This window comes from Ruegeria sp. CL7 (assembly GCF_056536445.1).
Window position 1 is genome coordinate 219423 of record NZ_JBQFPQ010000001.1, and the last position, 12591, is coordinate 232013.

11 protein-coding genes are annotated in these 12591 nt (G+C 60.8%); 6 read left to right on the forward strand and 5 right to left on the reverse strand.

The window, feature by feature from the left end; translation table 11 throughout:
• Positions 1-91 precede the first annotated feature (91 nt).
• The gene (locus ACR0LI_RS01105) at positions 92-1042 is read right to left on the reverse strand and encodes a GlxA family transcriptional regulator (RefSeq protein WP_480492575.1); all 951 of its coding nucleotides are present in this window, start codon (positions 1040-1042) and stop codon (positions 92-94) included.
• A 168-nt stretch (positions 1043-1210) separates the two neighbouring features.
• On the opposite strand from ACR0LI_RS01105, the gene ACR0LI_RS01110 reads away from it, so the two are divergent.
• Genes ACR0LI_RS01110 through ACR0LI_RS01125 form a run of 4 tightly spaced genes read left to right on the forward strand, consistent with a single transcriptional unit; the run spans position 1211 to position 5685 of the window.
• Positions 1211-1921: a GntR family transcriptional regulator gene (locus ACR0LI_RS01110; protein WP_480717867.1), complete on the forward strand. Its 711-nt coding sequence runs from the start codon at positions 1211-1213 to the stop codon at positions 1919-1921.
• A 7-nt stretch (positions 1922-1928) separates the two neighbouring features.
• Positions 1929-2846 carry a dihydrodipicolinate synthase family protein gene (locus ACR0LI_RS01115; RefSeq protein WP_480492577.1) on the forward strand — a complete coding sequence of 306 codons (918 nt, stop codon included), beginning with the start codon at positions 1929-1931 and terminating at the stop codon, positions 2844-2846.
• A gap of 5 nt (positions 2847-2851) precedes the next feature.
• The gene (locus ACR0LI_RS01120; RefSeq protein WP_480717868.1) at positions 2852-4348 is read left to right on the forward strand and encodes an aldehyde dehydrogenase; all 1497 of its coding nucleotides are present in this window, start codon (positions 2852-2854) and stop codon (positions 4346-4348) included.
• A complete protein-coding gene (locus tag ACR0LI_RS01125; protein WP_480717869.1) occupies positions 4345-5685 on the forward strand; it encodes an NAD(P)/FAD-dependent oxidoreductase in 1341 nt (446 codons plus the stop codon). The genes ACR0LI_RS01120 and ACR0LI_RS01125 overlap by 4 nt, the downstream gene beginning before the upstream one ends.
• A gap of 10 nt (positions 5686-5695) precedes the next feature.
• Here the strand turns inward: ACR0LI_RS01125 and ACR0LI_RS01130 are convergent, their stop codons facing one another.
• The 4 genes from ACR0LI_RS01130 to ACR0LI_RS01145 all read right to left on the reverse strand — a co-directional run bounded on the left by ACR0LI_RS01130 (position 5696) and on the right by ACR0LI_RS01145 (position 9898).
• Complete coding sequence (locus ACR0LI_RS01130) at positions 5696-6430, reverse strand: SDR family NAD(P)-dependent oxidoreductase (RefSeq protein ID WP_480485456.1); 735 nt, start codon at positions 6428-6430, stop codon at positions 5696-5698.
• Positions 6427-7158, reverse strand: a complete 732-nt coding sequence (locus ACR0LI_RS01135) for an SDR family NAD(P)-dependent oxidoreductase (protein ID WP_480485454.1) — start codon at positions 7156-7158, stop codon at positions 6427-6429. The genes ACR0LI_RS01130 and ACR0LI_RS01135 overlap by 4 nt, the downstream gene beginning before the upstream one ends.
• A 15-nt stretch (positions 7159-7173) precedes the next feature.
• Complete coding sequence (locus ACR0LI_RS01140; protein WP_480717870.1) at positions 7174-8277, reverse strand: mandelate racemase/muconate lactonizing enzyme family protein; 1104 nt, start codon at positions 8275-8277, stop codon at positions 7174-7176.
• Between the two features lie 73 nt (positions 8278-8350).
• A complete protein-coding gene (locus ACR0LI_RS01145; RefSeq protein WP_480621143.1) occupies positions 8351-9898 on the reverse strand; it encodes a trimethylamine methyltransferase family protein in 1548 nt (515 codons plus the stop codon).
• 227 nt (positions 9899-10125) lie between these two features.
• Between ACR0LI_RS01145 and ACR0LI_RS01150 the strand changes: the two genes are divergently transcribed.
• The gene (locus tag ACR0LI_RS01150; protein ID WP_480717871.1) at positions 10126-11598 is read left to right on the forward strand and encodes a flavin-containing monooxygenase; all 1473 of its coding nucleotides are present in this window, start codon (positions 10126-10128) and stop codon (positions 11596-11598) included.
• On the forward strand, positions 11599-12585 hold the full coding sequence (locus tag ACR0LI_RS01155) for an alpha/beta fold hydrolase (RefSeq protein ID WP_480485446.1): 987 nt from the start codon (positions 11599-11601) through the stop codon (positions 12583-12585).
• Positions 12586-12591 lie beyond the last annotated feature (6 nt).

The following is a 12591-nucleotide window of genomic DNA, read 5'->3' on the forward strand; positions in this document are numbered from 1 at the left end:
TTAGGGGGATGCCCGTTCAGGCCCGTCATGGGCCGACAAAGCGCGGCATCCCCTGCCGTTTCGATTGCGGCAAACCCACTACCACACAATGTCAGTCGATCTTGTTGCGTTGCGCGTGCGGGGTGACGCCAAAGCTTGATCGGTAGACGCGCGAAAAATGGCCCGGGTTTTCAAAGCCGCAGGCCACGGCAATCTCGGTGACGGATGCTTCGGTCTGAAGCAGCAGTTTCTGGGCGCGTTCCAGCCGCATTTCCATGAAGTATTTCTTGGGCGACGTGTTGAGGTATTTTCCAAACAGCCGCTCAAGCTGCCGGGTTGAAATGCCAAGTTCTTCTGCAATGAACGAAGGGGAAACCGGGGTTTCGATACTGTCCTGCATGATTGTGATTGCCTTGGCGAGGTGCGCATTGCGCATTCCGTTGCGTGATTGCAGGGAAACCCGTTGTTTGGCCGTGGCATTGCGTACCGCGTTATAGACCATCTGATCCGCCACATCGATGGCCAGTTCTTCACCGTGATCGCGTTCGATCAGGTGCAGCATCAGATCCGCCGTTGCCGTTCCGCCAGATGCGGTAATGTGCTTTTCATCGGCCACGAACACGCTGCGTACCAGGTTGACCTCGGGAAAGGCCTCCATGAACGCGTCGTGATATTCCCAGTGGATTGCCGCTTGCATTCCGTCGAGAAAGCCAGCCTCGGCCAGCACCCATGCCCCCGAGCACAGGGCGCCGATTTTCGTGCCGCGCGCGCGTTCGCGGCGAAGGGTTGCAAGCAGGGGGCGGGTGACGTGGTCACGCATGTGAATGCCCGACAAGACAAACAGCTGATCACATTTGGCCAGACCCTGAAGGCCGGAATGCACCAGCGTGATGGATCCGTTCGAGCACACGGCCTGCTCGCCATGTTCTGACAGAAAGGACCAGCGGTACAGTTCATCGCCGCTCACAAGATTGGCGATCCGCAAGGGTTCGACTGCGCATGAAAACGCAAGGTGCGAGAACTCCTCGACAAGGACGAAAGTGATGTGCCGCGTCTGAGGCATGAGCAGTACCGTTTGCAAGCTGGGACAAAGCCCAGAACATGAGTCTATTTCGCAGGCTCTTATGCTGCACGAATTATTATTGTATACAAGTTGTATTTTAATGGAATACAAAACTGTGACCGCACGCGATTCGACCGCGTTCGCCGAACAGAAGGATGAGGCCAAAGCATGAAAGACGAAGCCAAGTCTCGTAAAAGCGCGCTGAAAGAGCACCTGAAAGTGTCCATCCTCACGCTGCGCCTGCGCCCAGGCGCCGATCTGGACGAAGCGCATTTGTCCGAGGAATTCGGCTTGTCGCGCACGCCGCTGCGCGAGGTGTTTCGACAATTGGCTGGCGAAGGCTATCTGGATCTGCGGACAAACCGCAGCGCCCGGGTTTCGGAAATGTCCTACACCACACTGCGCGACTTCTTCCTTGCCGCGCCCATGGTATACGGAGCGATCCTGCGTTTGGCGGCTTTGAATGCGTCGAACGCCCAGATCAATGATTTGAAAAAGGCCCAGCAGGCGTTCAAGGCGGCCCTTCGGTCCGGGTCCGGCGAGGACCGAGCCTTGGCCAACAACCGCTTTCATGACGTGACCGGCGAAATGTCCGGAAATGTCTACCTGCTGCCGTCGTTCAACCGGCTGTTGATCGATCACGCCCGGATCGGCATGACGTTTTACCGGCCTCAGACGGCTGAGATGTCCGAGAACCTGTCCGAAGCAAGCCGCCAGCACGACGCCATCATCGCCGCCATCGAGGCGCGCGACGAGGCGGCTGCTGCGCAGCTGGCCGAAGATCACTGGAACCTGTCACGCGATCAGATCGAGATGTTCGTGATGCCTGACGCGCTGGATGTCCCGATGGGCGTCCCGCCCCTTTCGAAACCTGCATGAGGACGGAATGAACCCGATTTTCAAGTTTGAGGGGATCTATACCCCTGTGGTCACGCCCTATCACGACGATGGCAGCGTGAATTGGGACATGCTGTCCGACGTGATCGAATACCTAATCGAAAACGGCGTGCATGGCCTGATCTCGGGTGGCTCAACCGGCGAGAACTATGCCCAGACCGTCCACGAACGTGTGGAACTGGCCCGGTTCACGCATGAGCAGTTGAAGGGCCGGTTGCCATTGGTGGTTGGCACAGGCGCGATGCTGACGCCGGATTCGATTGCCCTTGCCGCTGGCGCGCGCGAAATCGGCGCCGATGCGATCCTGCTGGCCAGCCCGCCGTATTCGGTGCCGACTGATCGGGAAAACGCGCTGAATGCGCTGGCCATCGACAAGGCCGCGGACCTGCCGGTGATGCTGTACAACTACCCGCACCGCACCGGCACGATGATGGGTGAGGAATTCCTCGACCGCGTTGGCCGCAGTCGCAACTTCTGCGGCATCAAGGAAAGCTCGGGCGATATCAACCGGGTGCATTTGCTGGCCCGCGACTATCCGCATATCCAGCTTGGCTGCGGCATGGATGATCAGGCGCTCGAATTCTTTGCCTGGGGTGCGCCGTTCTGGGTGTGCGGCGGGTCCAACTTCCTGCCTGCCGAACATGTGGCTCTGTATCAGGCCTGCGTGGTCGAAGGGAATTTCAACAAGGGCCGCCGGATCATGTCGGCGATGATGCCGCTGATGCGGGTGCTGGAACAGGGTGGCAAGTTCATCCAGACCATCAAGCATGGCGTGACCATGAACGGGATCGATGCGGGCGCTATGCGGCCTCCGTTGAAGGGCTTGAACAAGGACGACAAACGCGCGCTGGAACAGGTCACGCGCGTGCTGAAGAAGACAATCGCCGACATCGTGGCGGAAGGGTAAGAGACATGGATCTGCTAACACAGGACGAATACCAATCCATCGCCGCAGGCCTGAACCTGCCGACCGGGGCGTTCATCGACGGCGCATTCCGCCCGGCGATCTCGGGTGAGACGTTTGCAACCGTAAACCCGGCCACCGGCGACAAGCTTGCCAATATCGCATCCTGCGGTGCGGCGGATGTGGATTTTGCAGTCGAAAAAGCGCGCGAGGCCTTCGACGATGGCCGCTGGTCGAAACTGCACCCGTCCGAGCGCAAGGACGTGCTGATCCGGCTGGCCAAGCTGATGACCCGCAATGCCCGCGAACTGGCGGTGATGGAAAGCCTCGACAGTGGCAAGACCATCTATGACTGCGAAACCGTGGACGTGCCCGAAACCATCCACTGTCTGAAATGGCATGCCGAGGCGATCGACAAGATCTACGATCAGGTCGCACCTGCCAGCGACGACCATATCGCCATGGTCGTGCGTGAGCCGATCGGCGTCGTGGGGCTGGTACTGCCGTGGAACTTCCCCCTGCTGATGCTGGCGTGGAAGATCGGCCCGGCACTGGCGGCGGGATGTTCAGTGGTTGTGAAACCCGCGGCTGAAACCACACTGACCGCGCTGCGTATGGCCGAACTGGCGATGGAGGCTGGCCTTCCCCGCGGCGTGCTGAACATCGTACCGGGTGGCGGTGCCGACGTGGGCGAACCCATCGGGCGGCACATGGATATCGACATGGTGTCCTTCACCGGCTCGACGGTGACGGGCAAACGGTTCCTGACCTATTCGGCGGAAAGCAACGCCAAGGAAGTGGTGCTTGAGATGGGCGGCAAGAACCCTGCCATCGTCATGGATGACGCCGAAAACCTAGACCGGGTGGCGGCGCATGTGGTGAACGGTGCGTTCTGGAACATGGGCGAGAACTGCTCTGCCTCGTCGCGCCTGATCGTGCACAAAGACGTGAAAGCCGAACTGCTGGACCGCATCGCGCATCACGCCAAACAGTGGAACATCGGCGACCCGCTGGATCCTGAAACCCGCATGGGCGCGCTGGTCAGCGAAGGGCATTACAACAAGGTCTGCGGATATCTCGATCAGGTTGAAAACGTGGTGATCGGCGGCAAGGCCGATAAAGGCTTTGTCGAGGCGACCGTCGTCGAAGTGCCGGGCAATGACGCCGTGCTTGCCCGAGAGGAGATCTTCGGCCCGGTCCTGTCGGTGATCGAAGTGTCGGGCTTTGACGAGGCCATCAAGATCGCCAATGACACCGACTATGGCTTGTGTGCCTCGATCTTTACCGCCAACGCCAAACGGGCCATTCGTGGTGCGCGGGCGATCCGGGCGGGCACCGTGACCGTCAACAGCTTTGGCGAAGGCGACATCACCACGCCGTTTGGCGGCTACAAGCAATCGGGCTTTGGCGGGCGCGACAACTCGATCCATGCGCATGATCAGTACACCCAGCTGAAAACCGTCTGGATCGATCTTGCTGACGACGCCGACGAGGCTGTGGATTGACACGATACGAGGCAAAAAGACTGCCGCGGCAGACCGGTCCGGCGGGATGGAATGCCATCCTGCCGCCCCAGGACCCTCTGCCAGAGCTCGAACAGGACCTGACCGCCGACATCACCATTGTCGGTGGAGGGTTTGCCGGGCTGACGGCGGCGCGGCGATTGCACCTACTGGACCCTTCGCTGAAGATCGCCCTGCTGGAAGCGGGCCGATTCGCCGATAGTTCGGCGGGGCGGAACTCGGGGTTCATGATCGACTTGCCGCATGATCTGGCCTCGGACAATTACGCAGGCGATGGGCTGGAAGCGGATCGCGTCGCCATTGCCCTGAACCGCAAGGCCATCGCCTTCGCGGCCGAGGTCGCCGCCGATTGCGACCTGCCGCAGGAAATGTTCGACCCTTGCGGAAAATACAATGCGGCCGCCACACGGGCAGGAGACGCCCATAACCGCGCCTTCGCCGAGCATCTGACCAAACTGGATGAGCCGCACACGCTGTATGACCAAAAGCAGATGCAAGAGATCACGGGCAGCCCGCATTATGTTTCGGGGCTGTTTGCGCCGGGGACGGTGATGATCCAGCCCGCAGCCTATGTACGGGCGCTGTCGGGTCAACTGGCTGGCCAAATCAACGTATTCGAGAACGCGCCAGTCACCAGCTTTGAAAAGCAGGGCGCAGGTTGGGTGGTCAACACCGCCAGGGCCAAAGTCAGCACCGGGCGGATCGTTCTGGCCAACAATGGCCATCTGGAAAGCTTCGGATTCTACCAACGGCAATTGATGCATATCTGCCTCTACGCCTCGATCACGGCGCCGCTGACCGAGGCGCAGATCAAGACACTGGGCGGGCAACCGCGCTGGTCGGTGACCCCGGCGGATCCGATGGGCACCTCGGTCCGGCGCATTTCGGGCAGCTACGGGGATCGCATCCTGATCCGCACCGGGTCCAGTTTTCACCCGACGATAGAAACCACCCGGATGCGGTTGCGCAATGCCGGCTGGGTGCATGACCGGAAGTTCCGTGAACGCTTTCCGCATCTGCCCGATGTACGGATGGAGCATCGCTGGGCCGGGATGCTGTGCCTCAGCCGCAACGGATCCGCAGCGTTCGGCGAAGTGGCGGATGGCGTGTTCTCGGCCTGCTGCCAGAACGGCCTGGGCATCGCCCGCGGCACCCTGCAAGGCATGGGCATCGCGGAACTGGCGCTGCAAGGCGGATCAGAGATCGCGGATCACTTTCTGGCGCAGCCGGATCTTCCGCGATTGCCGCCCGAGCCTTTCGCCTCGCTTGGGGCGAACAGCTATCTGATCTGGAAAGAATGGCGGTCCGGCAAGGAATGACGCGTGGGCATCAGGGCAAGCTCAGCTTGGCCATACGCCCACCATCTATCGTAAAGACCTGCCCGGTGATGAAACCCGCATCCCCGGACGCCAGAAACGCGACGAGCGCGGCAACTTCTTCAGACCGCCCTGTTCGGGCCACCGGGTGGATCTTGGCGATGTCGCGACGGAATGCGGGCGGGTCGGGCATGGATTCGATGAAATCCTCGTTCAACTCGGTATCGATCCAACCGGGCGCGACGGCGTTGCAGCGGATACCTTCGCCCCCGTGATCCACGGCAACGGCGCGGGTCAGGCCGTGCAACCCTGCCTTTGATGCGCAATAGGCAGCGTGGCCAGGATTGCTGCCTAAGCCTTCGATGGATCCGGTGTTGACGATGGCGCCCTTGGTCTGGCGTAGATGCGGCAGCGCGGCCTTGATCATCAGGAACGGGGCGGTCAGGTTCACCGTCAGGTTGCGGTGCCAGTCCTCAAGGCTCATTCCTTCGACCGAGGCTTCCTGCATCATGCCGGCGTTGTTGACCAACACGTCCAGACGCCCGGCTTTCGCGATCACTTTGTTGACCACCTGTGCCGGGCTGTCGGGAAGGGTGAAATCTGCAGCAATGCCTTGGAATTCGGTGTCCTGACCACGTTGGGCGGTGAAGACCAGTGCGCCTTCGTCGTGCAAACGCCGGGCAATGGCCTTGCCGATGCCGCTGCGCCCGCCGGTGACCAGTGCCACCTTTCCATCGAACCGCCTCATGATACCGGTTTCCCTCCATTCACCTCAACCAGCGTGCCGCAAACATAACGCGACGCGTCCGAGATCAGGAACATGATGACGTCGGCGATGTCCTCGGGCTCGGCGATCCGGCCCAGCGGCACGGTCCGGCCCAGTTCGGCTACGGCTGTATCGGGGTCAAAGCCCCGCGTTTCAAAGCCTGATCGCAGCATCGGGGTATTCACTTCGTTCGGGCAAACGGCGTTGATGCGGATACCCTGATGGGCGTGATCCATGCCCATGCACTGGGTCAGGGACGCGATGGCCGCCTTGGTCATGCAATAGACCGCATGATTGGGGCCGGGGCGCAGCCCCCAGCAGGACGCGGTGTTGACGATGGCCCCGCCGCCAGCGTCCGCCATGATCGGAATTGCCGCACGACAAATGCGGAACGGGGCTTCGACATTGACACCCAATGACAGAGACCAATCCGCATCAGACGTATCCGTGACCGACCCGCGCGTGATGACGCCCGCATTGTTGATCACGATGTCAAGCCCGCCCAATGCGGACGCGGCTGCGCCGGGCAGCTGGTCTGCATATTCGGGAACAAGCAGATCACCGGGCAGATGTGCCTCGGCCTCGATGGCATCGACAGCCCGGTCGGCGACTGCGACCCGCGCCCCGGCATTGCGCAGGCGTTGAACGATTGACGCCCCGATGCCGCCAGCCGCGCCAGTGACCAGAGCCGATTTTCCTTTCAGGTTCATATTGTCATCCATTTCTTAGAATGATGCGACAGGTGCGCCGAGCAGGCTTTCATCAGGAACCACGCCCAGCCCCGGCCCGGTTGGCAGCGCGATATGCCCGGCGTCGACCCGGATGCCGTTTTCGGGATCGTAGTTGCCTTCGATATATGGCGCAGCCAGCCAGACGCCTTCCAGCAGGTCGGGCCGAACGGTTGCACCGATATGGGTGCATGCAGCGGCGATGATGTCCCCGCCCCAGCTGTCATCGCAGGTATGGGGCAGGTTGCGCGCCTCGCAGATATCACGGAAGGCGCGCATCGGGTGCAAGCCGCCGATGCGGGTGACCTTCATGCCGAACCCGTCGACCAGACCGGTGCCCGCCGCCGAGACCACGGTGTTCAGGTTGGTGCTGTTTTCATCCATATAGATGCCATGCGTGACCTGAGGCCGGATCTTCCTGAGATCTTCGATTGTGTTGCAGGGCTGTTCCATGATGAAGGGGATTTCGGGGCATTCGCGGCTGACCCGCAGGGCGTCTCGTGTGGTCCAGCCCCGGTTGCCGTCGACGGCCAGACGCATACCCGATTCCTTTACCACGTCCCAAACCTTTCGAATGGTTTCGATGTCGATCTCGACCGGGCGGCCTCCGACCTTGATTTGCAGACGCGGGTAGCCTTCGGCCATTTTCTCGGCAGCCAGTTTCGCGATGTCGTCGGGTGCACCGACGCCCGTGGCGTAATAGGATGGCACCTTGTCCGTCATCTTTCCGCCCAGCAGATCGCAGACTGGAACACCTAAATGTTTGCCCAGCAGGTCATGCGAGGCGATGTCGATGGCCGCCTTGGCATAATTATGCCCGTTCAGCAGCCCGTCCATCCGGCGATGCAAGGCCAGAGGCAGGACCTCTGTTCCGATCAGGCCCGGGGCCATTTCGACCAGAGCGGCGCGCGCCCCGGCGGCGTGCGCCTCGGCATAGGTCGGGCCAACCGGGCAGGTCTCGCCCCAGCCGGTCAGACCGTTGTCCGACACGATTTTGACCAGCGTGGTATCCAGCGCCCAGACCTGAGCGTTGGCCATGGTATAGGGCCCGTTTTTGACCGGCAGGTCGTGGCTGTAGATATGCAGTTCGGCGATCTTCATCTTGGTTTACGTGTCTTGAGTGGAAAAAAAGGGCCCACCCGGATGACGGGTGGGCAAGTACGGGGAGTGCGGATCAGTATGTTTGGTTCAACTCGTCCGCCGCCGGGATTTCCCTTTCGCGGCGGGCGATATAGTCCAGAAGGGCCTCGTTCTTGGCCTCGTCCAGCTTTGGTTCTTCATATTCGGCCAATAGTTTCCGCGCATGTTTCAGGGCGCGTTCGGTGATTTCCACCTCCCCCTCGGCCACCCATTGCTCGATCGAGTTGTTGTCGAACAGTTCCGGCATGAAGAACGCGGTCTGAAAGTTGTCCTGCGTGTGCGGATGACCCAGATAATGCCCGCCGGGCCCCACATCGGGAACCGCTGCCAGGGCCTGATCGAAATCGTGCCACTTTGGGCCTTCCGCCATCCGGTAAGCCATCGCGCATTGTTCGGCGTCGACGATAAACTTGGCGACCGAACAGTGCATGCCCGCCTCGTTCCAGCCTGCCGAATGCCAGATATAATTGGCCCCGGCGTGAATGACCGCACTGAGCGTCGTGGCGGATTCGTACCCGGCCTGTGCATCAAAGGTCTTGGCCCCACCCAGAGTGTTCGAAGTGCGCCACGGTACGTCGTAGAAGCGCGCCATCTGGCCGATCATGAAGTTCATCAGGCTGATTTCGGGCGTGCCGGCCATCGGCGCGCCGGATTTCATCGAAACGGTCGACAGGTAATGCCCCCAGATCGCCGGGCAGCCCTTGCGGATCACCTGCGTATAGGCCAGCGCCGAAAGCGCCTCGGCGGTCAGCTGCGCCACGGTCGCGGGCACCGATGCCGGGGTGTTCGCGCCACCCAGAACAAAGGGCGAGCACAGAACCGGCTGATTGCGGCGGCAGAAGGCCCGCATCGCACCCAGCATGGTTTCGTCCCACACCAGTGGGCTGTTGCCGTTGCAGTTGCCGGTGGTGACCGGATGATCGTCAATGAACCCTTCGCCGAACAGGATATCGCACATATCCATCACATCCTCGGCATTCCTGGGCGAGGTGGTCATGCCCATGAAGGTCTTGTCCGAGTACTTCATCGACGAATAGGTGATGCGCAGGTGCCGCTGGCTGATCGGGTGGTCGTAGGGCTCGACAATGTGATGGGCCGAGCTGTGCAGCGCCGGCATCATGTGCGACAGCTTGTGGAACATCGCCAGATCATCCAGCGTCGGGTTCCGGCGCACGTCATCCAGATCGCGCAGGAAAGGGGCCCCGGTCATTGGCACGAAGATCGCGTGCTTGCCACCCAGTGCAAGGTTCTTTTGCGGGTCGCGCGCGTGATAGGTGAACTGCGCCGGAATGGTCGAGATCAGCTCGCGCACCATATTTCGGTCCAGATAGACCAGTTCGCCGTCAACCTTGGCCCCGGCTTTTTTCCAGTCTTCCAGCGCGATGGGGTCGCGGAACTGAACGCCGACATTTTCCAGAATGTCCATCGCCGCATTGTCGATGCGCTCAACCTGGGTTGCGTCCATGACTTCGCACAGCGGGATGCCTCGGGTCAGGCCCGGCAGCATGTCGAAATTTGGAGCGGTGCGTTGGGCTCGGCGGGCAGAACGTCCGCCGGAACGCGTGACAGTGCGAGTGGTCAAGGGGCAATCCTCCAATTTTGAAACAAACTGACGGATTCGCGGCGCAACCACCTCTCTGATTGCGATATGTGCTTGCAATAAGCGACACGGGTCATTCCAAATAATTTTGTCCCTGCGTAACGAAAAAGACGCCGGGTCATTGTTACCTGTGTGACCTACTTCACAGCCAGGCAAGTGCATATATCTGCAACAGATAAACGCAGGGTTGTTTCAGAAGGCACTCACTCATGCACCACAAAACAGAGATGCTGATCGTCGGCGCCGGGTTTGCCGGGCTGACGATGGCGCTTGAGGCGCGCAAGCGCGGTATCAAGGATATCGCGATTTTGGAAAAGGCCGATGATATCGGGGGGACATGGCGCGAAAATACCTATCCCGGTGTCGCCTGTGATGTGCCGTCGCATCTGTATTCCATGGCGACCCATCTCAACCCGCATTGGAGCCGCGCCTATGCCGGTGGCGCGGAAATTCAGGCTTATCTGCAAAATGTCGCGCGTCAGGAAGGGTTGTATGACCTGTGCCATTTCCGGCAGGAGCTGAAATCGGCCAGCTGGGATGGAACGCGATGGCAAGTTGAAACGATGGATGGCCAGCAATGGTCGGCGCGGTTTCTCGTCTCGGCCATTGGCGCACTTCATTATCCCAGCATCCCGGATATCCCCGGCGCCGACGGTTTTTCGGGGCCCAGTTTCCACTCGGCCGAATGGAATCACGAAGTCGATCTGACCGGCAAGCGCGTGGCGGTCGTTGGAACCGGCGCATCCGCCGTTCAGTTTGTACCCGAGATCGCCAAGATTGCAGGCCACGTCGCGATCTTTCAACGCAGTGCGCCTTACGTGATGCCGCGCCCGGACGGTCCGATTGCGCCCTGGGTGCGCAGCCTTTACGCTTGGCTTCCCATTTTGCCCCGCATTCGGCGCAAGCTGATATTCATGATCTTCGAATTTCGCCACCGCGTGTTTCGTGGTGAGGAACGCGCGGTGAATTTTGCTTTGAAGATGTGGCAAAAGGCATTGGAGCGCGCCATCACCGATCCGGTCGAACGGCGGACTCTGACCCCCGACTATCGGATCGGCTGCAAACGTATCCTGAGTTCGAACGATTGGTACCCGACCCTGGCCCGCGACAATGTCAGCGTTGTTCCGAAGGGCGTCGCTCGAATCGAAGGTGACACGGTCATCGCGGCGGATGGCACCCGGACCAAGGCGGATGTCTTGATCTGGGGCACCGGGTTTCACGTAACCGACGTGGTCGAGCGTCTGGACATTACCGGTACGGACGGGCTGACGCTGCGCTCTGCCTGGTCGGATGGCATGTGCGCGCATCTGGGTACCGCAGTTTCGGGTTTTCCCAATTTCTTCCTGCTTCTGGGGCCGCATACCGGGTTGGGGCACAACTCGGTCGTGCTGATGATCGAGGCCCAGGTTGGCCATATCGGCCGGGTCCTGAGCGAGATGCAGCGCGAAGGGTTGTCCGCAATCACTCCAGACGCCGCAAAACAGGCGGCGTTCACGCGGGAAATGCACAGCCGCCACGCGGACGGCGTCTGGCAGGCCGGCGGCTGTACATCCTGGTACATGGATGCGGAAGGCCGAAACACGACCTTGTGGCCCGGCACCGTTGCCGAGTTTCAGAAACGCATGGCACAATCAGGGTTGGAGCAATACGGACCCGCCGCCCCTGGCAATGGAGAAAACTGAATGACAACCGTTCTGATCGCAATCGCCGTCCTTGTTGCGGTTCTGTTTGTCTTGAACCTATGGACCCGGAAGATTACCCGCCGGGGTCGTGAAACCGTGCCGCAGCTGGGTCAGATCACACCCGTTCGCGGCGGCAGCATCCACTATGTGGAAAAGGGAAATCCCGAGGCGCAGACCATCGTCATGATTCACGGTCTGGCCGGGCAGTTGCAGCACTTTACCTATGCGCTGGTGGATCTTCTGGCCGACGACTACCACGTTATCGCGCTGGACCGGCCGGGATGCGGGTATTCAACGCGCGATACGGCCGAGCTGGCGCAATTGCCCCACCAGGCAGGCATGATTGCCGAGTTTCTGGACAAAAAAGGCGTGGACCGCGCCGTTCTGGTCGGCCATTCACTGGGGGGCGCGGTTTCACTAGCGATGGCACTGGACCATCCGGCCCGGGTCGCCGGTCTGGCGCTGCTGGCGCCGCTGACGCACAAACTGCCCGAAACCCCGGCGATCTTCAAACCGCTTGAGATCCGCTCCGAATGGATGCGCAGCCTGATCGGCAACACGCTTGCCGTTCCCCTTGCGTCCAGAACCGCGCCGCACACGCTGAGCGCAGCGTTTGATCCGGAAACCCCGCCGGACGACTTTCTGGACCGGGCAGGCGGCGCGCTTGGCCTGCGGCCTTCCGCCTTTGTCACGGCCTCTCAGGACGTTGCCGGGGTCGATGCAAGTATCAATGCGCAGGTCGCGCGCTATCCGAAACTGACTGTCCCCGGGGGCATCTTGTATGGCCGTCAGGACGCGATACTGTCACCGCCGCTGCACGGGCCGACAATGACCGAGTTCGGGCTGAGTTACGAAGAGCTGGACGGGTTCGGCCACATGATTCCGATCACAGAGCCCGAAATATGTGCCGTCTTCATCCGCAGGATGACCGACGCGACCACATCCCCTCGAACATCCTTGCAGGACAGGCCATCAGAGCAGGCGTGAAAGAAA